Source organism: Paraburkholderia sp. JHI2823 (assembly GCF_038900695.1).
Taxonomy (GTDB): domain Bacteria; phylum Pseudomonadota; class Gammaproteobacteria; order Burkholderiales; family Burkholderiaceae; genus Paraburkholderia; species Paraburkholderia mimosarum.
The window spans coordinates 1-21,730 of the sequence record NZ_JAYMRY010000044.1 but is presented as its reverse complement, the minus strand read 5'-3'; the positions used below and the strand labels follow the sequence as shown (position 1 = coordinate 21,730).

The window sequence follows — 21,730 nt, the reverse complement described above, 5'->3', positions numbered from 1 at the left end:
GAATCGGACGTCTTCTTGAGGCCAGCGCCTCGCGCCACGGTGACGCGTCGCCCCCCTTCGGCGACGTACGGACGCCTGACTGCGCAAGCGAGCCGCTCGGTCCTATGCCGCACGCTTCGAGCTGTCCGCCGGAACGCAACCCGTGGAATGCCGCTTGCGGTTGTCCGGTCGCCGGATTTCCCGGCGAAATCCTTAGCACAGCAAATATGGAGATCGACCATGCGACTTCTAGCAACGCAGGATGGACTGCCACGCGTTTCGTGGGGCGCGGTGTTTACGGGCGTCGTTATCTCGCTCGTGATTTATCTGGTGATGAGCGTACTCGGTACTGCAATCGGTGCATCGCTGCTCAGTCCTTTGTCCCAGCCAGATCCCACCCGCGGATTCGGCGTTGAGTCAGGCGTCTGGCTGATTCTGACAACCGTTACCGCGGTGTTCGGCGGAGCCTATTTTGCGGGTCGATGCGCGCCCGTACTTGGCTGGTTGCATGGCCTTCTGGCATGGGCTGTCATGATTCTCTTTGTTGTTTTTCAAATGGCGACACTGATTGGCGGCGCAGTCAGCGTTGCGGGCAACGTGGCGTCGGCCGGCGCGACAGCAGGCGCCGCCGCGAGTCAGTCCGGTGCGAAGGATCACACAGTCACTTCCCTGACGCAACAGGCGCGCAGCGCTATCGCATCCGCCACAGCTGCGGCATCCAGTCCGCAAGCAGAAGCAGACGCGCGACAGGCGGCTGACACCGCGGCACGGGTTGTGGCCCGTGCAAGCTGGTTCTCCGTGGCCGCACTGGTCGTTGGGGCCATCATCGCACTCGTTGCAGGAGGCCTCGGGTTCCGGCACCAGCCGGCGGTTGAAAGCGGCGTCGCCGCACGATCGACGGACGCAGCAGGGGGGGCGCGCTTCACCGATGAGCCGGACGACGCGATGCGGCGACGGGCGCGCTAGCCGGGGCTCTGGCCAGTTTCGCACCGGCGTAGAACGGACACGCGGAGACGGGCCGCCTCGGATTCCTGTTTACGGACAGACCGCCGTGCCCGTACAAGACCGTTCTTCGCGCCACTTCCCGTAGCCTTTATGGCGCGATTTGTCAAAAGCCGACGTCGCATGAGAGTCGGCGACTAGCGTCGGAGGAACGCCCGATGCTGCTGCTTCAAAAGTGAAAAGCCCTCATTGGGCTTGCCCTGGCCGGCTCGCATTGGCCGGGCACCGATACGGAGCCGTGCCAAGAAATCGATCGCGGATGGAGGCCACATGAACTCGAGCTACCCGACCTGGTATCAGTCGCTTTGTGCTACGGCGTGCCGCGCCGTATCCTCGGGCCTCGTGGCGGGGCTGTGCGCAGCCGGCACGGCCGCCGCGCGATCGGTCAACGAAGGTAGCACCGCATTTGCGCCATTGAATGCGGTCACCCATTGCCTGTGGCCGCGCAGCGCATTCCGGCAAGAGCGCTTCAGCTTGCGCCACACCGTGACCGGTTTTGCCATCCACGAGGTGTCCGCGATCTTCTGGGGGATGTTGTTTGAGACGCTGATCGACCGCATGCCCGACGCGCGCCAGAGGCAGCAGCCGTTCGCGACCGCAACGGCGGCGGCAGCAACAGCGGCGACCGCGTATGCGGTCGACTACAAGGTCGTGCCGCGGCGCCTCACGCCGGGGTTCGAAGCGCACCTTTCCGGCAAATCGCTGGCCGCCGTTTACGTGGCGCTGGGCGCCGGACTGTTTGCGGTCGCAATGCTGCGGCGGCCGGCGTGCTAGCGGGTCGCCCAATCATTGACGCGCTCTCTTCATTGGCTTTCCGCAGGGCAATGGGAAGCGACCGCCACCTTGGCGACAACATTCCGAAGAACATTACGCCGAAGACGGAGAGGCCGAAGTCGACCGAGCCACAAGAGCCACTGGGAGGCATGCGCCGACGGGCCCGTATAGAGTCGAAAAGAGACATTCGGCAAATCCGCTTTCGATTTTTTGCTGCGGTCTCCGGCAGTGGACAGGCAAGTGGAAAATGACGACTGCGGAGAGGCTTGGGCGACTTCTGCGGGACGCCGAAGCCAGGCTACCCGGTTCAGATATGCTGGATTCTTGTGTCGCGCATATGGGACTCCGCAGGTCCGGAGCAACCTAGTCAATGTGAAACACTTTGTCCATCATTGCCCAATGCTCGCCCTGTTTTCGCGACTCAAGGGGCACTTGACATGGGGCGGTCAATTTCCACCACCTTTGTGTTTCTGGATCGGCCGCAATCGCGGCCATATCCGCCTCGAAGTCTGCCCCGACGTATTCCCAGTATCCGAAAAGAAGATTTTCCGGCTCCTTGAGAAATATCGAGTAATTGGTGATATTGGAACGCCGGATCCGCTCGACAATCGCTGGCCACGGAGCCGCGTGCAGCGCCTTGTATTCGTCGATCTTCTCGGGCTTGATGTGGATGACCATTCCCATTCGTTGCATTGAGTGTTCTCCGTGTCTCGCTTGCGTACTCGAGTGGCGATCTGTCGGGTGCGCATATTTGTCGTGCTTAGGCTGCGGCCTTCGTAGCGGCGTATTCGTCCCCAACCATCATCTTGACTACCGATTCGCCGTCGGTTTCACTCACCCGCTTTTCTCCCACGGCCTCGCCACGTCGAAGAACGAAGATGCGATCCGACACACTGAAAATATCGAGCAGATTGTGCGAGATCAGAATGACCGAGACACCTTTTTTCTTCAGCCCAAGAATCAGTTCCATCACCTTTCGCTGCTCTGGCACACCCAAAGCAGCCGTGGGCTCGTCCATGATCAGCACCCGCGCATTCCAGTAAATCGCGCGTCCGATTGCGATCGCCTGGCGCTGGCCGCCAGAGAGCATCTTGACCGGACCGTGGATCTTCTTCTCCGGAATGACGATGTCGAGCTGATCCAGCACCTCGCGTGCGACGCCAGCCATGCGCGCGCGGTCGATGGTACTGACGCCAAAGCGACGGTTCACCGGCTCACGTCCCAGAAAGATGTTGCTGCCCACATCGAGGTTGTCAGCAAGCGCAAGATCCTGGTAAATCGTTTCAATGCCTCTCGCGCGAGCGTCGTGAGGGTCGCGCATGTCGAGAGGTTGACCGTCGAAAAGCACCTCGCCTTCACTCGGTTGATAAACGCCCGAGATGATCTTGATCAACGTCGACTTACCTGCACCGTTGTCACCACACAATGCGACGACCTCGCCGGGGTAGACTTTCATCGACACTCTTTTGAGCGCCTCGACGCCTCCGAAGCGGATTGATACGTTGCGCACTTCAAGTAGCGGTTGGTTCATAATCAGACTCCGAGACGTTCCTTGTACTGGTCGATCAGCACCGACACGATGATCACGACGCCAACTGCGATGAACTGCCAGAATGCATCGACGTTGATGAATACCAGACCAAACTCGATCACAGCGATGATCAGGGCGCCGATCAACGTGCCGATCAGGTTGCCGGTACCGCCAAACAGGCTTGCGCCTCCGATTACGACCGCGGCAATGGAGTTGAGCAGCATCGGTTCGCCAGCCGTGGCCGATCCGGCAGAGAATCGAGCCGTATAGACGATGCCGCCTACTGCAGCGAACGCTGCCGCAAGCATATAGATCACGATCTTGTGCCGACGTACGTTAATGCCTGCTCTGGCAGCAGACTGCTCGTTGCCACCAACCGCGTAGGTATATTGGCCGAAGCGGGTGCGCGAAAGGATGAAGTGCATGACGGCCAGCAGGATCACCGTGACAATTACGGGATTCCACCCGGAGCCGAGCCATTGCAGTCCCGGGTTGTCCACTGATACAGTCATGCCGCTGCCTGCAGCGAGGAAGCCGGCACCGCGGGCAATACCGTACATCCCAAGCGTCCCAATAAATGCCGGGACACGATATCGCGCAACGAGCGTGCCGTTAATAGCGCCTGGAATGACTGATACAGCAATGGTCAGCGGCACAGAGAGGCCGAGCGCCCACGGGGATGAGCCTCCGAGCAAAGTGAACTGGGCAGCGCACACCGCTGCAAGGCCCATGACGAATCCGACAGACAGATCGATGCCCGCAGTGATGATCACGAACGTCTGACCAATCGCGAGAAGCATCGGTGCGCTTGCCGCAAGTGCTATCGACTGCAGGTTGTAGGCATTGAAAACGAAGGACCTCTGCTGGATCACCTGCGACCAGATTTCAAAGAAGAGGCAGAGCACAGCCAGGAATAGCCAGGGCCAGAAACGGCCAACCAGGGCCTTGTAGTCGATCGTCCTGGGAGCGGACGATGTGCCTGTCGCTCGTGGCTGACCAGAAAGTAAAGAGGCCTTTTGCATTGCAATGTCTCCAGATAGCTCTTGCAAATCACCGACGGCGGTTTCGGCCCGCCGCTGGCACAAATCAGTTGGAGTAGATGTATTGCTTGACGTCAGTGTTGTCGATGTTCGACTTGTCCATGACGACGAAACCGGTGCTTTTCTCCTTCGGGACCGGCTTTCCGCGGATTGCGTCGACTGCATACTTGACGCCGTAGTAACCCATGTCGGCTGGCCGCTGGGCAATTGCGTAGTCGACCAGGCCGCTCTTAATATCCTTGTCGATGCCCGGTACGGCGTCGAACACGATCAGCTTGACTTTGCCGCTCTTCCCGGCCATGTGGATCGCCTGCGCCACACCTTTGCCGGAAAAGGTATTCGTGCCGAATACGCCGGATAGACCAGGCTCGCGCGCCATCACACCCGATACATCCGAAACAGCCTTGTTCGCGTCGTCTTCGCTATACAGCGTCGGCAGCACCTTGATGTTCGGATACTTCTTCATTTCTTCCTGGAAGCCCTGCACCCGCGCATCGGTGCTCGAGACGCCAGGTTTGAGGCTTTCGCAGAAGACAGTGCCCTTTTCACCGATCGCCTTCGCCAGCGTTCGCGCTGCAATACGGCCGCCTTCCTTATTGTCAGACGCCACGAACGAAAGCGGGAAATCCGCGTTTCCGCTGCCCGTCTGATACCGGCCGGTGCCGATGTAGGTGTCGACAGTGATAACCTTGATTCCCGCGTTCTTTGCTTCCGTCAGGGGCTCGATCAGTTGCTGTGCATCCACGGGAGAAACCAGGATCGCATCCGGACGCTTGGCAATGAATGCCTTGAGAATCGGCACCTGCTCCGTTGTGTTCCAGCTTTTCGGAAGCTGGAAAAGCAGCTGGGTGTTGTCCTCCGCCGCCGCCTTCTGGGCACCGCGGTACATCGTGAAATAGAAGGGATCGACCACTCCGGGCAACAGGGCCACAACGGGGTGCTCCTTGTCTGCATGGGCCGGGGGTGCGGCAAGCGCCGAGAGCATAAGCGCGCCCATTACTGCACTGATCAAACGACGGCGTGTACGCACGGGATGTGTTGTACACAGCGGTTTCGTCAAGCTGTCCATGTCTGTCTCCTGTCTCTTTCCGGGTTTGAAAGCTCAGCGGGGTGCCGGGTTTTCCGGCGAAACGTTTAGCGAAACGTTTCGTTGAATCTAAGACCTCTTGTGCACGAAGTCAATTAACCTCGGGTAAACATGAACAGATCGGAGCGAAAAGCGGCTAGTAGGACGCCGAATTTTTGACTTGCGTGGTGGAAACCCGGATGTCTCTCTCGACCCGTGCTTGCTATAAATCACTCAAACGAAACGTTTCGCTAAACGTTTCGCCCGCTAACGAAATTGACGGAGACGCGACTCATGTACACGAGGCAGGCGATGCATGAACTGGATATCGAAGACACGTTGGCCAGCGAGCAGCTGAAGGAGCTCGACGAGAATGGATTTTTCGTCGTCGAAGATGTGCTGAGCCCGGACGAGTGCCGTTCGATGGCCCGCGAATTTGAGCGGCTCCATGAAGCCGAGCGCCTCACGGGCGGACATGAAGTTCACGTCGAGCCCGGCGCGCGGCGCGTGTCTAACATCTTCAACAAGACGTCAGTGTTCGACAAGTGCCTGGAACTGCAGCCGGTGCTGGCCGCAGCACATAAGCTGCTGGGGGAGATCAAGGTGCACGGCGCCAATCTCCGCGATCCGGTGCAAGGGTTCGGTCACCAGCAATTGCACGTCGACGTGCCAAAGTACTTCGAAGATGACTGGTGGGTCGTTAATGCCGTCATCCTGTTTGACGACATGACGCTGGATAACGGCCCGACACGGGTTGTGCCCGGGTCGCACAAATGGGCACCGATTAACGTGCCTGTTGTCAACCAGGGCGACTGGGAGCCAGGCCCCATTTCCGAAGCAGATCGCAAACGGATTCCCGCCGATCTGGACGCGCCGTATCCAGGTGAGGTCTATCTGACCGGTCGGGCTGGCACCGTTTTCATCATGAACGCGTCGGGCTGGCACAGCGGTACACTCAAAAAGAACGACGCAAACCGCCGGGTACTGCATCTAACGTATACTCGGCGCGACCTCCCGCAGCAGCTCGTCCAGATCGACCATCTCACCCCGGAACTGTACGAGCGGATGTCACCTGCACAGCGGTTCCTGCTCGAAATCGAGCCGCCCCGCACGGCGGAGGGCATCTTGCGGCAGCCGAAGCGCGAGCATGCGGGATGGTGGAACTGAACGGGCAGGAAGCTCGGGGCACAACTGCGTAGCGGGAAAATCATGGCAACAATGAAGGATGTCGCACGTCTTGCGGAAGTAAGTCTGGCGACCGTCTCGGCGGTCCTGTCGGGATCGACCTACGTGAGTCCCGACCTCACGGAGCGAGTGCGCGTCGCTGTCAAGGCGTTGGGTTACGCTCCGAACACAGTCGCAAGCAGCCTGAAAAAGGGGACCACCAAGCTATTGGGCTTGGTCGTCCCTGACATCACTAACCCATTCTTCACCGAGTTCGTGCATTCCATTCAGAAACGCGCTCATGTCCAAGGCTACTCTGTACTGTTATTCGACAGTGATCGGGATGTTGAGCACGAGCTCGCCTATCTTCGCATGCTCCGCGCCCATCTGGCCGTCGGCACGATCCTCTGTGCATCGGCACCGGAAGAAGCCTACGAAAAGGTTTGTTCCGAGATCGGCGTCATGCCTGTTGTAGCGGTCGACCACGTGGTGTGCCCCAACGAATGGGATTCGGTTGCTCTCGATAACGTTGCCGCAGCACGCCTTGCAGTTCAGCACATCCTGGAATTTGGCCATCGGCGCGTCGCAATCATCTCCGGTCCGCAGAACCTTCTGCCTGGTCGTGATCGGTTGCGCGGCTTCACCCAGGCGCTCGCAGCCGCGAATCTGCCGGTCAATCCCGACTACGTGAGACAGGGTGCATTCGGTGAGCACGACGCCTATACCGCAGCGCTTGAGCTAATGGATCTCCCGGAGCCGCCGTCAGCCATCTTCGTGGCCAATAATCAGATGCTGATTGGCACGATGCGCGCATTGGCGGAAAAGCGTTTGGCGTGTCCCAAGGACATATCAGTCACCGCGATCGACGATTTTCCATGGGCGAACGCTTTCTCCCCCGCACTGACCACAGTCCGGCAGCCCGTTGACGCGATGGCCGAAGCGGCGCTCAACATGCTGCTCGAGCGCATCAGGGGAGACGAGCGAAGCCCTCGGCATATGGTCTTTCCGCCGGAACTGGTCGTGCGTCAATCGTGTAGCAGTCCAGCGGCGTTCGGCGAAACGGAAAGTCAGGGGGCCGGCCGGACTGCAAGCGCGACGGCACGCGACAGTTCCAACAAAAAGTCGCGCGTGAAGAAAACGGATTTAGCGGGAACGGAAGAAAACATCGTTCTTCCGACGGCTGCCCGCTGACTGTCATACATATTCACGCCTGGCACTCCAGTCAAAGCTGACGGCTGAGTTTGATCAGCGCATTACATATGCGATATCCAGATGATTAGGATGCCAAATTGGTAATGTCATCATTTAACTCTCGAGTCAATCGACGCACTAATGGTAAAAGGAGCCGTCATGAAGGTTGATGCACATCAGCACTTCTGGACGACTGCGCGAAGCGACTATGGCTGGCTCACCCCTGATCTCGCTCCACTATGGCGAGACTTTTTGCCATCGGACCTTGCGCCACTTGCGCCACTTGCGCAGGCGAGCAAGTTCTCCGGCATGGTGACAGAGGCGCCACCGGGTTATGCCGACGATGCTTTCTCGCCCTACTTCGCTTTCCTGCTCTCGCGATCTGGCGCTCAGCGCCTGATGTGGGGGAGCGACTGGCCGGTCCTGAATCTGAACGGCGATTACGTGTCGTGGCACGCATGCGTCGAACGACTGTCCTCCAGTCTCGTCGAGGAAGACCGGGCGGCAATCTTTGGCGAAACAGCCCGCTCGTTTTACCGGCTGTGAGATCACGCCCACGCCGGTGAGACTGGAATCAGCGGGCAGCGTGCTATGCGCAATCCCTCGGTCAAGGATCATCTGCACTTGCCTTGCGTTCAGCGCGGCGAATCGAATGCGAAGGAGACAAAATGGAAATCCAGAAACGACTGTTCCGGCCAGCAAATGGCGGTGCTTTCCCCAACCCGATCGGCTTCGGAGGCGCGCCTCTCGGCAACCTCTTTTCAGTCGTGCCCGACCAGCTTGCTGAGGAGACGATACGGGCCGCGTGGGACAGCGGAGTCAGATATTTCGACACGGCACCCTTCTATGGCACCGGCCTGTCAGAGCGGCGTATGGGGCAGATACTCCGTGAGATGCCGCGCGATGACTTTGTTCTGTCGACGAAAGTCGGCAGACGGCTCATCCGTGATGAATCGGTGCCGTCGACGCAGCATGGCTACGTCCATGGCCTGCCTTTTCGCGTCGAGTACGACTACTCATCCGACGGTGCGTTTCGTTCCATTGAGGATAGCCTGAACCGCCTGGGCGTTGACCGGCTCGACGTCGTGTACATCCACGATATAGCCGAAGACACGCACGGCCCCGATTGGGAAAGGCAATACCGCACTGCTATCAACGGCGCAGCCCGGGCGCTTTCCGATATGCGCGCACAAGGCTTGATCCAGTCGTGGGGCCTTGGCGTCAACCGGGTTGAACCGTGTGTCAGGGCTCTGGCTGACTCGGACCCCGACATCTTCCTGCTCGCGGGGCGTTACACCTTGCTGGATACAACGGCCCTGAACAGTCTGATCCCCGCGTGTATGCGGTGCGACGCGAAACTGGTGATCGGCGGCCCCTATAACTCCGGGCTCCTTGCTGGTGGCACAACGTTTGAATACAGCACCGCGCCAAGGGAAATGGTTGAAAAGGCATCCCGGATGGCAGTGCGCTGCGCTGAGTTTGGCGTGAGCCTCAAGGCCGCAGCGTTGCAATTCTGCAGCGCCCCCGAGCCTGTTTGCGCGGTAATTGCAGGGGCACGAAATCCTGACGAAGTTCATGAGAATGTGAAACAGATGTCCGTGCGCATCCCACGAGGTCTCTGGCAAGCGTTGAAACACGATGGCCTGATCCCGGAGCACGCGCCCGAACCCACGCCGCGATAGACGCATCGGCGCGCGCCGCACTACAAGTATCAGACGATCGGAGGCAGTATGAAGACCTCAACAGCAGACGCAGATGTCACCGTGCGACTGCATCCCGATGACGATGTGATCATCGCGCTGCAGCAGCTTGTGGGTGGCACAACGGTGGACGGTGGCCGCGTAACCGTCCGGGGGCTGGTGGCCCCTGGTCACAAGGTCGCCTCACGTGCCATCCAGCAAGGCGAGCCGGTTCGACGGTACGGGCAGATCATCGGCTTTGCCTCGTGCGACATCGGCTGCGGCGACCACGTCCACACGCATAACCTGTCGATGGGCAGCTTCGACCGCGACTATGCGTTTGGAAAGGACGCAAAGCCAGCGCCCGTCGCGAGCCGTGCGAGCTTCATGGGTATCGTCCGTCCTGATGGACGCGTCGCGACGCGCAATTACATCGGCATTCTTACGTCAGTGAACTGCTCTGCGACCGTCGCACGTGCCATTGCAGACCACTTCAAACCTGAAGTGCTACGCGACTATCCAAACGTGGACGGGGTCGTCGCACTCACGCATGGCCAGGGTTGCGCGATCGACTCACAAGGAGAAGGCCTGGCACTGATCCGTCGAACGCTCGGTGGGTACGCACGACATCCTAATTTCGCGGCGGTGCTCATCGTCGGACTCGGGTGCGAGACCAACCAGATTGGGGGCCTGCTCGAAAGTCAGGGTCTTGAGGCGGGCAACGCGCTGAAGGTCATGACCATTCAGGCTACCGGTGGCACGTCGCGCACAGTGGCGGCTGGCATCGACGCCGTGCAGGCGCTGCTGCCAGAGGCCAATCGCGTGAAGCGGGAGGCAGTCGACGCAAGTAATCTCGTGGTTGGTTTGCAGTGCGGCGGGTCCGACGGCTATTCGGGTATCTCGGCGAATCCGGCGCTTGGTGCTGCGGTCGACCGTCTTGTTGCCCACGGCGGCGTTGCCATTCTGTCCGAGACACCGGAAATATACGGCGCGGAGCACCTGCTCACCCGCCGCGCCATTTCACGCGCGGTCGGAGAAAAGCTGATCGAGCGCATTCACTGGTGGGAAACATATTGTGCACGCATGGGCGCAGACCTGAATAACAACCCGTCGGCGGGTAATAAGGCAGGTGGCCTGACGACAATTCTCGAGAAGTCGTTGGGCGCTGTGGCCAAAGGCGGCACGACGAACCTGATTGCTGTTTATCGCTATGCGGAGCCGGTATCGGCACACGGTCTGGTTTTCATGGACACCCCGGGCTATGACCCCGTCTCGGCAACCGGCCAGGTAGCAGGCGGAGCCAACCTGATCTGCTTTACAACGGGGCGCGGCTCTGCATACGGCTGCGCGCCTTCGCCCTCGCTGAAACTGGGCACCAACAGCGAACTATGGCGCAGACAGGAAGAAGATATCGACCTGAACTGCGGAGAGATCCTCGACGGAACGAGGAGCGTCGACGAAATGGGCCAGGAGATTTTCGAGCTCATGCTGGCAACCGCATCGGGTATGCGATCAAAGAGTGAGCTTCACGGCTACGGACAAAATGAGTTCGTACCCTGGCAGATCGGCGCGATCACCTGACCTTCACACAGAGACATCATGAATGCATCAACCCAGCCCAACTGGCTGCCGTTTGATCTGGACTCAGCGCTCCTCGTCGGCCGCATGTGGCGACATACCGAAGCGGGAGAAGGCCCATGTGTGATCGCTATCCGTAGGGGAGAGGTCTTTGACATTACGGAGTCCGCATCGACGATGGCGGACCTGCTCGATCGCGCTGACCGCGTGCAAATCGCCAGCCAGGCGCCAGGGGAAGCTCTTGGGCCCGTCACAGAACTCCTGACGCAGACCCGCGCGGCCCGCGCTTGCGGCAAGCAATATATTCTCGCGCCATGCGACCTGCAGGCTATCAAGGCATGCGGCGTCACCTTCGCAGTTAGTCTCATCGAACGCGTGATCGAGGAAGAGGCTGGCGGCGACCGCGACAAAGCGGCTAGTGTGCGAGAAAACATCACCGCGCTGATCGGCACGGATCTGTCGAAAATCCGCCCAGGTTCTGATGCCGCGGCAAGACTGAAGGAAGAGTTGTTGCGCCGTGGCGCGTGGTCGCAATACATGGAAGTCGGTCTTGGGCCGGACGCTGAGGTCTTCACCAAGTCGCAACCGATGTCGGCCGTGGGCTTCGGTGCCCCAATCGGATTGTTGGCTTCGTCGGGCTGGAACAACCCCGAGCCTGAAATCGTTCTGGCCGTCGACAGCAAGGGCGAGCCAGTAGGCGCCACGCTTGGTAACGACGTCAACCTGCGCGATATCGAAGGACGCTCTGCGTTGCTGCTCGGCAAATGCAAGGACAACAACGCCTCCTGCGCGATCGGCCCATTCATCCGCCTCTTCGATGGCGACTTCACTCTGGACACTGTTCGACAGACGAGCGTGTCTCTGCGCGTGGAAGGCGCTGATGATGATTTCGTGCTGGAAGGTGTGAGTCACATGAGTCAGATCAGCCGCGACCCGGCAGATCTCGTCGCGCAAACCCATGGCGATCACCACCAGTATCCAGATGGATTCATGCTCTTTCTCGGCACGATGTTTTCGCCGATCATGGATCGTGATGCCCCGGGATCGGGCTTTACCCACCACCTCGGTGACCTCGTGACAATCTCGGCTCCGCCCCTTGGTGCTCTGGTCAACACCGTCGGTTTATGCACGGAAATCGCTCCGTGGACCTTCGGTGTTCGTGCGCTGTATCGCAATCTCAGCAGCCGGGGACTAACAGGTCTTTGACCGGCATCGTAGCGCCCGTCGGCCTTCACATTGGCACCCGATTATTCTGGGAGCACAGACATGACTCGATTTGATAATTTCATTGGTGGGGAGTGGGCAACATCCATTGCATACTCCCGCAATATCAACCCATCCGATACAGACGACGTGGTCGGTGAATTCGCCCAGGCTGACGCGAAGCAAATGCACGCCGCAATCGGCGCGGCCCGGCGAGCGTTTCCGAAGTGGTCGCAAACGACGCCCCAGCAACGTTTTGATGTTCTCGATCAGGCGGGTACGACCATCCTCGCCCGCCAGCAGGAACTCGGGAACTTGCTTGCGCGCGAAGAGGGCAAGACGTTGGCGGAAGCCGTCGGTGAGGTAACGCGCGCAGGACAGATCTTCAAATTTTTCGCCGGCGAGGCCCTGCGTGTCGGCGGTGAAATCCTCCCGTCAGTGCGCCCCGGCTTGACCGTGGAAGTGACGCGCGAGCCCGTCGGCGTAGTTGGTTTTGTCACACCATGGAATTTTCCTGTCGCAATACCGGCGTGGAAAATGGCGCCGGCTCTCGCTTTCGGCAATTGCGTCAGGTTCGCCACACCGGGTGGCAGGCCGGCTTCACAAACCGCTCAAGGATGCATCTCAGTTAGAGATGTCTCGAACGCGTCGTGATGCCGCGCGCATTCGTTGGCACTTCTGTTTTTCCAACCATTTCAGCGATTCCTGCACGACCTCGGTAGGAACGTCATTGAATGACGCGCCGCGAAGCAGCGCCTCGCTTGCTGCAATGTCGTTGAACTGCCCCAGCTTGTTCTGCACGGACGTCAACTCCTTGATGGTACGGCCGTGCCCACCTTTGATGATGGGTTGAAAAAACTCGAGCAGGTACCTCAGCTTTTTGCCGGCTTTTCTAACGTCGTGGAGACCTTCCTCATCGGCCGACTCGCTACGTGCTGCGCGTTTGCATCGCTTTTGAAGCGTGCGCTGCGCGAGGCGGACGCGCTTCTCGGCGAACGCCCGAATGGGTCGATCGCTGCAACTCGACTGCAGTGTGGTCTGCGCGCGAAGGAGGGCATCGTTCAGAAACGCCTCGACATCGTCGCTCTTGATCATCGTCTGGCTGTGCGCCACCGCCTGCGCACGTTTCTCGCGTGCTGCGGCCACAAGGAGTTCGACCGAGGCGCCGGACTCCTGGGCAGTTCGGAGTAGATCGCCTGCAATGTCCCAATCGCGCGTGCAGCCAGCCACCTCCGCAAGACGCTTGAATTCTGCCGTGGCTTGCACGGTTGCTTCCTCTCCGATGTAAGGGGAGTACGCCCAATACAACGCGCGAAGCTTTCTGAAAGCGACTCGAAGCTGATGAAACCCTTCCGGGTCGCGCTCCGTGGAGAGCTCTCGCGCTCTTTGCACTGCTTCGGCAGCCACCGGCGCTGCCAGAGACGAGAACGTGCTGGCGATGGAGCTTGCTTTTGAGAGTGACGAACCAGCCGTCCGGCGTTTGACCTTGAAGAGAGTGTTCGGCTTTGGTAACGACCAGTCACCATCCATATCCATTGAAGCCTCGAGGCGGACAGAAAATAGACGTCCCCAGACGTTACCACATCGAACTTCGAACGTCGAAACTGTGACACGTTGATGAAAGACTTCAAGATGCCGCCGGCTATCCCCGCTTCATAGCACCACCAGTTTGTGCTGTTCTGTATTAGGATACGAAGCTACGTCCAGTTACCGCCCGATACGCTGCCACGTCGTGCGCGCCCCGAGAATATCTGGGGCACAAGTAGGAGTCCGGTTTGAAGAAGCGCGCCACCGTCATCTGCCGCAGAGGTAAGCGAATCCTCCTTGTCGCACGTAGTCAATCGAAGTGGGCGTTGCCAGGCGGGATCCTCAAGCGCGGAGAAGATCGCACGGACGCCGCGCTTCGGGAACTTAAAGAAGAAACCCAACTAGCCGGGAAGTCAGCCAAACACCTCTTTGACTTCCATGGGAAGCAGAAGCACCATCACGTGTTTTCCTGCGAAATCTCACAACGCGCCAAAGCTCGTCCAGGTAACGAAATCTCCAGGTGTCGCTGGGTCCACCTGGACGACATTCCTCGCCTCATCACAAGCGGCCCCACGACAGATATCGTGAAGCTGATTAGTCAGCGACGCAGGAAGTAGCCCAGGTACGAGCTACATATCCGATGTCCTGCGTACTACCCATTAGCGTGTTGCACGCTTGCCGGATCGACGTTCTCGGCGAAGCGATGGAAGACGGCGAACCAGATTTTTGAAAGAAGTACACGCGTGCCAGGATACCGGGTGAGGCCTTGCGCCACTACTGCCGCAGCAATGCGCAGTCGATTAAGCTGGAAGGCACGAAGGAGTTGTGGCTCGGACAGGTCACTGGCGCTATCGACTCGACGTAAATGATGCACGGCATGACCTCGCGTTACCGTGCACTACGGATGTTGCGGATGTTCAAGGAAAAAGCGGAGCATTTCACCACTCGCATCCGGCCCGCTCGTGTCCGTATAACTCCCGCGCGCACTGCCGCCTGCCCAGGCGTGCGGCGCGCCGTGAATGGTCCACAACTCGGCATCCACGCCGTCGCGGGAAACCAGCCGCGCTACCGTGCAGTCACGCCGGCCAGCCCCGCTACAACGCTCTTCGTCGACGCCATCGTGTTGTCGTTCGAAGCCGCGTACGATTCGGGCGGCATTCGACGGGTGAACCGTGGCATCGGCATCACCATGAAAAACGATCATGGGCCGTTGCGGCACAAACGAATGGCGTTGCGCGCGTCGCGCCTCTGCGGGATGCGTGCCGCCTTTCATCGCGGCAAGCGCAGTGGGTAAGTCATGCGCGCAATGCGCAGCGAGACCGGAATGTACGCCGGCCGCGGCGTACAGTTCGGGATACTCGCTAATCATGATTGCCGCCATTGCACCGCCCGCGGATAGGCCCGCCACATACACACGTGAAGGGTCGACATTGTGCGCGGCAATAATCTCCCGCGTGATTCCCGCGATGAGAGACGGCTCGCCGCGTTCGCGCGACTGATCACTCGGCCGGAACCAGTTCCAGCACTTTGACGGGTTGGCCTGCTTCGGCTGTACCGGATACGCCACAAGAAACCGGTGACGCTCGGCGAGCGCATCCATCTGAGTACCGGCTGCAAAGTCATCAGCGTCCTGGGTACAGCCGTGCAGCATTACAACGAGCGGCATCGGCGTGCTCGCGGTCCCTGCGGGCACATAGAGCCGATATTGCCGGCGACCAGCAGCGTTCGAATACCGGTGCACGCTGAAATGCCCGCGATCTTCCACATCTGTACGTACCCGTTCCGTCGCATGCGGAGGGACGTCGTATCTGTTCGTCCGGTAAAGCGGGGCGCCCACGGGACTGGATACCGTTACATCCGACATGTCGTTCGCCGCCGGATTGCCTTCGCCGCGCAACGCGCGTTGTATTGCCGCCGTCGCTTCGGCGGGGCCGCGTGTACGCAGCAAGGTCATCGCTTCGTGCATCGAGTTCAGAAAGCCTTCATTCAGTTTCATGGTGTGGTCCGGTGAGCAGGGTAGATGTCGGGTGGGGCGGCGTGGGTTACCGGATACGATCGGCGAGCGCTGCCTTGACGGCAGGCGTTGCGTGAAATGCCCCCAGCACCGCGATACTTCCAATAGTTGCGCGCGCAAGTTCCGGTGAGACGTCAGCCGCAATGCTTGCCAGCCCGAGCACCTGGATGTCGAGGCGCTCGCGCGCCGTGCGTACTGCCTCAAGGTCCTGTCTGGAAAAATGCTGCATGCCGAGCACTAGCGCGCGGCGTGTGACCGTCTCCTGAACGACCTGGGCGTGCAGTGCAAGCTGGTTGCGGATGGCCGTCCGTATCAGGTCGGTACGGTTCGAATAGAACCCTTCTTCAACGAGAAGATCGATCTGACCAAGGTCTACCGGGACAAGATTGATCGTGATTTTTTCGGACTCTCCGCCTTTGGCGCGAGGTGTCTCGCGAATCGCTGCTTTTTTCATCTTCCATCCAGTTGCCATCCATGTGGATGGTTATAGGATGGATTTTGCTGCTATGCAAGATTTTTAGCTTCGGCTGAAATCGTGCCAGGTGCGCTTCCGGCAGCGGCGCGCCAATCGCAGTCCGGCCACGCCTCGGCACACGCGCGTCTTCCATTGGGTCGCCAGGTATGCGGAAGGGTGCGATTGGGTCACCATCAAGCGTTGCAATGCCCCGTTGCCATACCGCTACGGCATGGCGACCGTGTCTATAGTGGAGGCAGCCCCCTTTTCTGCGAGCCCCAGGCCATGCTTTTTCGCAGGACAGTTCTCCCTGTGCTCATAACGATCTGCGCGATTGTCGTGCTGCTTTTTGTGCCACTACCCCGGCAGCCGATGACGCAAATTCACAGCGAGGTCATGATCCAGCGAGCGCCTGAAGAAGTGTTCGAATATGTGTCGACACCCGCAAACTGGCCGGCATGGCATCCATCGTCGCTGGCAGTGCGTGGCGCCACCGATCATTCGCTGCAAGTTGGAGAAAAGGTGACCGAGGACTTCAGGGTGGCGGGCCGCAATGGAACGGTCGTCTGGACGGTGGCGGGACGCCGCGCTCCGACATTCTGGAGCATTGACGGCGACATCGATGGGAGGAAAGCAGGAACCGTCACATACACGCTGACGCCGGTCGGCGCCGGCACGCGGTTCGAGCGCGATTTTACCTACCGGGCGCCAACTCTGCTGTTCTCGCTGCTCAACTGGGCGGCTCTGCGCAAGCAGATCGATGCCGAATCGGCTGAAGCGGTGCGGCGCCTCAAGGTCAAGCTCGATGGCGGCGCATAGATGGATTGCCGCGACTCGCCGCCCGCGACGCAAAAATGCGCACGCAGACCCGCAGCAGCCGCCACGAAATGAGTCATCTTGCTGGTGAATCGTCGCACGCGACGCTGCTCACTTATTCTTTGCCTTCAAGACGCTTTATTTCCTGTTGAGCTACGTGCGCCACCATGGCCATCGCCGCTCTCTGAATGGCGATGCCCCCGGGGCTGGCGACAAGTGTGGCGATCCGCTGAATCGCCACACCCAGCAGAATATCCAGCTCGGGCCCCCAGGGCGGAATATGAACGATATGTCCGCCCACGATCTGGTCCCCGCCGCCGTCCTGAATGATGCCGTCTAGAATCTGGGCAACCTGCCCGTACAGACCGGGCGGAATCGTGACCCGCGCATGGGCCTGCACAATGTCGGTCCAGAGTTCCTGAATACCGGTCCGCGTATCTGTCCAGAGCGGATAGAACCCCCGGGTGCTGGCGTCCAGCCCGAAGTAATCGCCGATAAACGTGACGTTAGAATCTCCATGAGACCACGGCGCGTCGATGGCCGGATCCCAAGGCTGGTCAGTCACGGTAGCCCGACTGAACGAAGCCCCACCGTCAACGGACTGGGCGATGATCACATCGATGAGCGGCGTGGACGGTTTGGGGCCAAACTCATAAAAGGCACACCCGATCACGCCACCGGGATCGAAGACGATCTGCGGGTGAAAGTGTTGCAAACTGGTGCTTATCGGTTCCGCCAGTAATGGCTTTCCGGACAGGCCGGTGGGCCAGCTGGCTCCGCCGTCAGTCGACACTGCGCAGTAGATGCGGGACACACCTTCGCGGAAGTCGGCCCATGCCACGGCGATCGTGCTCCCGAACACACTGGCTGATGGAATCGTCAGCACGCGAAAGGTTCCGCCGGGAAACACCGGCCACCCATGCGGCGCCGGCAATCCTGCGTCGAGCGTCGTAACCCCTGTGGCAGGCGATGTGGCGGGCGAAAAACTGTCACCTCCGTCCGTCGAGACGATCATCTTGATCTCGTTTCCCGCGATCCAGACGATATAGATGTCGCCGTTAGCGGCGACGTTGATCTCCGGCGAAAACGAATCGTTGACGAGTACCGTACCCGCCGGGGTGGCGCCCACGCCTGTGCCGACCCAGGTCGCGCCATGGTCTGTGGTGCGTGCAAAACGCATGTCGGATCCGTCGTCCCATACCGCGTAGACGCGGCCATGAAACGGACTCGCCGGATTCGCATCGCCTGCCGCCCACTGCTTGTCGTCGCCAGCGCTGTTGTGGATCGGCTTCGGCGCACTCCAGGTCTGCCCGCCGTCCGTTGACCCGTAGATCACGATGCCAGCGGTATCGAAGGTCGGCGGATTGTTCCCTGACAGACCAACTAGATAAACGTTTCCGACGTCGTCCCATGCGAGGGCAGGGTCAGTGAGAAGCGTAAAACCAGATAGCGTAAAGGCAGCAGAATCATGCCACGAGAGACCGCCATCCGTGGAGTATTCGGTTGCCAGAATAAAGTCGTAGTTGTGAATGTCCTTGAACTTCTTGGAACCCGCGACGATCTGTTTCGGGTTGTTGGGATTGACGACGATATTGCTTTCGCTTCTAGCGTTGTTTACGCTCGAATCGTGCGTGACCTGGATATTCGACATGATCCCCCCTGTCGGTGAGAGTGCGCCGCAAATCCTCCGTTCATGGTTCTGGTCACGAAGACGTGACCAGAACCATGGAAAGGACACCGATGGTACCGCCTGTTGGGGCTCTGCACCCCAGCTTGATCAATCCGTCTGCCGAAGGAGTTTTGCAATTGCATCAGTACAGAACGGCGTAGGCAGGCCGGTCTTATGAATTGCATTCAATGAACACGAAAAGTTGAGTCGTGCGTGGTGTCATCGCCCCTTTTTGCGCGTCGAAGAATCACGTTTTTCAGGGTCGTGGTTCGCGTGGTTAGCGTGAGCGCGAACAAGTTCCAGGATGGCGCTGCCGGTCATGACATGGCTGTCGTTGCGCTGGAATAGGGTCACTTTGGCCGGCGCATCGAGATCGAAATTTTCTGGAATCCTGACCGATAACTTTAGCCGGAGCATCTGCCCTGGCTCAATCGCAAAGCCGACTCCAGCCACTCGATGGGTCAGGTTCCAATGCTTGCCAGCAAGCTTGGCGCCATGCATGTGGTTCCTGTCAGGTACAGATGGTTTCTCCCCCTTCCTGGGCGGAAGCTGTTCGAGAATCATCGGCACGTCATCGAGCCGGTTGTCCTTGTGGACGATAACCTCGATCAGCCTTGCGTGACTGTACGGGCTGCCGATGATGAAGGGAAACTCGACCAGGCTCTCGGCCTTGGCGAAGACATGTGCGTATGACAGGTTGCGTTGACAGACGTTGTTGTCACCCCAGAAGTAGCTGCCGTAATCGCACGTACCGGGCGCGACCAGCACTGGCGCTGCATTGAGCCCACCCGCAGAGTCATTGTTGTTTCCACGGGACTCGGCCAGAAGGCATGGGTGCCATGTGCCCTCCTGAGGAATTTGCGCGGCCGGCCAGCGAATGGGGCCGAAGATACGCGTAGCGCCCACCGCGAGATTCAGCGGTGCACCCTCACCCAGATACAGGTGCCTCTGCTGGACCGCCGCCGTCTGCCAGTCGCCCGGATACCAATCCTGCGGGTAACGAAACTCCAATCCGGGCAGCGCATCGAGCGCGGGATAGTTGCCTACGGTGACCGCAAGCGTGACGTTCTCCGCGGGATTGGGCCCAAGGTTCGTTATCTTGCCGTAGATGAAATGATCCGTTACACCGTCCCGCAACAGATCCTGATCGATCCAGACAGTATTCCCGTCCTGCTGCCGGCGTACGATCAGGTCCGGTGCTTCCCAATGATAGCCGGGTGACGGGACCATTCCCGTATCGCTTGAGGAGTCACGGATGTAGACGTTCGCGGGGCGGACCGCGACACGTGCGGTAAACATTTCCTGGGTTCCGGTACGCGTATCCAACCAGAACGGGAAGAAGCCAAGCGGACTCGCCGCGAGACCGAAGTAATCACCAATGAAGGTGACGTTGGGATCTCCGTGCGCCCAAACGGCATCGACTGTCGGGTCCCAAGGCATCTCCGTCACCGTAACCCGGTCCACGAAAGTTGCCGCGTTGTCGGCGGACACTGTCAGGACCACGTCGATCAGCGGCGTCGTTCCGCCTCCCTTAGGCCCGAAGAGATAGAAATCGCAGCCAACGTCTCCCTGAGGCGTGCAGGCGAGTTGAGGCTGGAACTCGTGCTGATCCGGCGCAGAGACAGCGCCACCGCTCATCAGCGGCATGCCGGAGCCGCTGCCCGCCTGCCAGGCGGCACCACCATTGTTGGATCGCGCATAGTAGATGCGTGCGACGCCCTGTCGATAGTCGGCCCAGGCAACAACCATGTCGCTCGCATTTGCTCCAACACAGGCCGTTGCGACCGTGGGCGTTCGGAACGTCCCCCCGGGTAGCTGGCCAGGTAAACCCGTGATGCCGCTCGCGACGGTAGTCGGGTTCGAGAACGAATCCCCACCATCGGTGGATTTGACAAACTCAATGTCGTTGCCAGCGATGAAGAAGATGTAGACGCTGCTGTCCGCAGCCACGACGACTTGAGGTCCGAAAGAGTCCGGAGCAAGGGACGTTCCGACCGGGTTCGCACCGGTGCCGCGCCAGCTGGCGCCGTAGTCGATCGTGCGCCCGAAGAGCATGCCACCCGGACCGTCCCAAGCGGCGTAAACACGGCCATGATAGGGGCTTCCCGGATTCGTATCGCCTGCGGCTGATTGCTTGTCATCGCCCGGCGCCGAGTGAATGAGGTTCGGAGGGGACCAGGTCAAACCACCGTCCGTAGACTTGTACACCGCGATGGCCATCGGCTCGGGTCCCTGAAACGGAAGAGCAACGAGATACGCACCTCCGACATCGTCGAAGGCGACCGTCGGATCTGAAACGCCGTCCCAGCCTGCGAGGAGCCCGAGGGGCGCCGCCTCCTGCCACGATCGGCCCGCGTCGAATGTCGAATACGTGGCAAGCGAGAACGCATAGGTGTGCGGGTCGGTGAATCGTTTGGACGACCCGACCATGTTGTACGGATTGGTCGGATTGACTTCTATCGTCGATTCACTTCGGTCGTTGCTTGGGCTGGCATCGCAGGTGACGCGGATGTTATATCGTGGTCCAAGAATGAGCGGGAGCATGGTTCCCTCCTGGGTAGCGGCATCGACAGTAGCCTCTCTGTTTTCTTATTCAACTCGGGAAATAGCTTTGCGACCGTGGCCGGCACTCGCAGACGGATTGGACTACGAACCTCCATATTTGCTGGCTCGAAGACGAACTGGTTCGGCTAGCTCGGAACGCGATTGGACGTTTGATGAAGTCTAGGTAGCCCGAGCAGGTCTAGCAAGGTAACCTATCTTCAAGCGACGTCACGGCAAGCTCAAAGATACTGGTGACGACGCTGGGCCTGTAGAGCGACTCAAGGAGCTCTCCCGGAACCCTCCGGGAGACATCCCCTCTGTGGCCAATGTCCGCTTTCTCGCGTCCAATCCGAATCCCGGGATGACCGCATTGGGTGTGCGCCGTGAAAAGGTGGCGCTTTCCAGCGGGTGCAAGCCCCGCCCGGCAACCGCTCCAGCCGGAAGCAACCGGAGCAGCTATGGAGGCAACGAAGTGGCTGAAGCCTTCGGTGATGCGTGT

At 59.7% G+C, this 21,730-nt stretch carries 20 protein-coding genes and 1 pseudogene; 12 read left to right on the top strand and 9 right to left on the bottom strand.

The window, feature by feature from the left end; all coding sequences use genetic code 11:
• Positions 1-219 precede the first annotated feature (219 nt).
• Together VSR34_RS31625 and VSR34_RS31620 are read left to right on the top strand one after the other, a co-directional pair.
• Positions 220-945 (top strand): hypothetical protein, encoded by a 726-nt coding sequence (locus VSR34_RS31625; protein WP_042291322.1) that lies wholly within the window; start codon positions 220-222, stop codon positions 943-945.
• Positions 946-1,251: 306 nt separating this feature from the next.
• A complete protein-coding gene (locus VSR34_RS31620; RefSeq protein ID WP_028232093.1) occupies positions 1,252-1,755 on the top strand; it encodes a hypothetical protein in 504 nt (167 codons plus the stop codon).
• Positions 1,756-2,118: 363 nt separating this feature from the next.
• On the opposite strand, the gene VSR34_RS31615 is transcribed toward VSR34_RS31620, so the two are convergent.
• From VSR34_RS31615 to VSR34_RS31600, 4 genes are all read right to left on the bottom strand, one after another.
• Positions 2,119-2,433, bottom strand: coding sequence for an L-rhamnose mutarotase (locus VSR34_RS31615; RefSeq protein ID WP_244145419.1), 315 nt, complete (start codon positions 2,431-2,433; stop codon positions 2,119-2,121).
• Positions 2,434-2,515: 82 nt separating this feature from the next.
• Positions 2,516-3,286, bottom strand: coding sequence for an ATP-binding cassette domain-containing protein (locus tag VSR34_RS31610; protein WP_028215000.1), 771 nt, complete (start codon positions 3,284-3,286; stop codon positions 2,516-2,518).
• A gap of 2 nt (positions 3,287-3,288) precedes the next feature.
• A complete protein-coding gene (locus tag VSR34_RS31605; RefSeq protein ID WP_051381500.1) occupies positions 3,289-4,308 on the bottom strand; it encodes a ribose ABC transporter in 1,020 nt (339 codons plus the stop codon).
• 64 nt (positions 4,309-4,372) lie between these two features.
• Complete coding sequence (locus tag VSR34_RS31600; RefSeq protein WP_081716248.1) at positions 4,373-5,395, bottom strand: ABC transporter substrate-binding protein; 1,023 nt, start codon at positions 5,393-5,395, stop codon at positions 4,373-4,375.
• A 291-nt stretch (positions 5,396-5,686) separates the two neighbouring features.
• On the opposite strand from VSR34_RS31600, the gene VSR34_RS31595 reads away from it, so the two are divergent.
• The 7 genes and pseudogenes from VSR34_RS31595 to VSR34_RS31565 form a co-directional block, all read left to right on the top strand.
• Positions 5,687-6,559, top strand: coding sequence for a phytanoyl-CoA dioxygenase family protein (locus VSR34_RS31595; RefSeq protein ID WP_342964466.1), 873 nt, complete (start codon positions 5,687-5,689; stop codon positions 6,557-6,559).
• Positions 6,560-6,601: 42 nt separating this feature from the next.
• The gene (locus tag VSR34_RS31590; RefSeq protein ID WP_342964465.1) at positions 6,602-7,747 is read left to right on the top strand and encodes a LacI family DNA-binding transcriptional regulator; all 1,146 of its coding nucleotides are present in this window, start codon (positions 6,602-6,604) and stop codon (positions 7,745-7,747) included.
• Positions 7,748-7,906: 159 nt separating this feature from the next.
• The gene (locus tag VSR34_RS31585; protein WP_028232097.1) at positions 7,907-8,293 is read left to right on the top strand and encodes an amidohydrolase family protein; all 387 of its coding nucleotides are present in this window, start codon (positions 7,907-7,909) and stop codon (positions 8,291-8,293) included.
• A 122-nt stretch (positions 8,294-8,415) separates the two neighbouring features.
• Positions 8,416-9,429: an aldo/keto reductase gene (locus VSR34_RS31580; RefSeq protein WP_042291318.1), complete on the top strand. Its 1,014-nt coding sequence runs from the start codon at positions 8,416-8,418 to the stop codon at positions 9,427-9,429.
• Positions 9,430-9,477: 48 nt separating this feature from the next.
• A complete protein-coding gene (locus VSR34_RS31575) occupies positions 9,478-11,007 on the top strand; it encodes an altronate dehydratase family protein (protein ID WP_342964464.1) in 1,530 nt (509 codons plus the stop codon).
• 18 nt (positions 11,008-11,025) lie between these two features.
• Positions 11,026-12,210: a fumarylacetoacetate hydrolase family protein gene (locus VSR34_RS31570; RefSeq protein WP_342964463.1), complete on the top strand. Its 1,185-nt coding sequence runs from the start codon at positions 11,026-11,028 to the stop codon at positions 12,208-12,210.
• A 60-nt stretch (positions 12,211-12,270) separates the two neighbouring features.
• Positions 12,271-12,777 (top strand): annotated as a pseudogene (locus VSR34_RS31565) (aldehyde dehydrogenase family protein); the annotation flags it as partial.
• A 54-nt stretch (positions 12,778-12,831) separates the two neighbouring features.
• Here the strand turns inward: VSR34_RS31565 and VSR34_RS31560 are convergent.
• Complete coding sequence (locus VSR34_RS31560) at positions 12,832-13,743, bottom strand: CHAD domain-containing protein (protein ID WP_028214994.1); 912 nt, start codon at positions 13,741-13,743, stop codon at positions 12,832-12,834.
• Between the two features lie 239 nt (positions 13,744-13,982).
• Here VSR34_RS31560 and VSR34_RS31555 point away from each other — a divergent pair, with 239 nt between their 5' ends.
• Positions 13,983-14,351, top strand: coding sequence for an NUDIX domain-containing protein (locus VSR34_RS31555; RefSeq protein ID WP_028232103.1), 369 nt, complete (start codon positions 13,983-13,985; stop codon positions 14,349-14,351).
• 281 nt (positions 14,352-14,632) lie between these two features.
• Here the strand turns inward: VSR34_RS31555 and VSR34_RS31550 are convergent, their stop codons facing one another.
• Both VSR34_RS31550 and VSR34_RS31545 read right to left on the bottom strand, forming a co-directional pair.
• Positions 14,633-15,730 carry a PHB depolymerase family esterase gene (locus VSR34_RS31550; protein ID WP_028214993.1) on the bottom strand — a complete coding sequence of 366 codons (1,098 nt, stop codon included), beginning with the start codon at positions 15,728-15,730 and terminating at the stop codon, positions 14,633-14,635.
• A gap of 46 nt (positions 15,731-15,776) precedes the next feature.
• Positions 15,777-16,202 carry a CopG family transcriptional regulator gene (locus VSR34_RS31545; RefSeq protein WP_342964462.1) on the bottom strand — a complete coding sequence of 142 codons (426 nt, stop codon included), beginning with the start codon at positions 16,200-16,202 and terminating at the stop codon, positions 15,777-15,779.
• A 285-nt stretch (positions 16,203-16,487) separates the two neighbouring features.
• Here VSR34_RS31545 and VSR34_RS31540 point away from each other — a divergent pair, with 285 nt between their 5' ends.
• The gene (locus VSR34_RS31540; RefSeq protein WP_342964461.1) at positions 16,488-17,021 is read left to right on the top strand and encodes an SRPBCC family protein; all 534 of its coding nucleotides are present in this window, start codon (positions 16,488-16,490) and stop codon (positions 17,019-17,021) included.
• Positions 17,022-17,133: 112 nt separating this feature from the next.
• Here VSR34_RS31540 and VSR34_RS31535 read toward each other — a convergent pair whose 3' ends face one another.
• Together VSR34_RS31535 and VSR34_RS31530 are read right to left on the bottom strand one after the other, a co-directional pair.
• Positions 17,134-18,669 (bottom strand): sialidase family protein, encoded by a 1,536-nt coding sequence (locus VSR34_RS31535; RefSeq protein WP_342964460.1) that lies wholly within the window; start codon positions 18,667-18,669, stop codon positions 17,134-17,136.
• 237 nt (positions 18,670-18,906) lie between these two features.
• Positions 18,907-21,231, bottom strand: a complete 2,325-nt coding sequence (locus tag VSR34_RS31530; protein WP_342964459.1) for a sialidase family protein — start codon at positions 21,229-21,231, stop codon at positions 18,907-18,909.
• A gap of 319 nt (positions 21,232-21,550) precedes the next feature.
• Here VSR34_RS31530 and VSR34_RS31525 point away from each other — a divergent pair.
• A partial coding sequence (locus VSR34_RS31525) for a hypothetical protein (RefSeq protein ID WP_342964458.1) occupies positions 21,551-21,730 on the top strand: 180 nt, incomplete at its 3' end.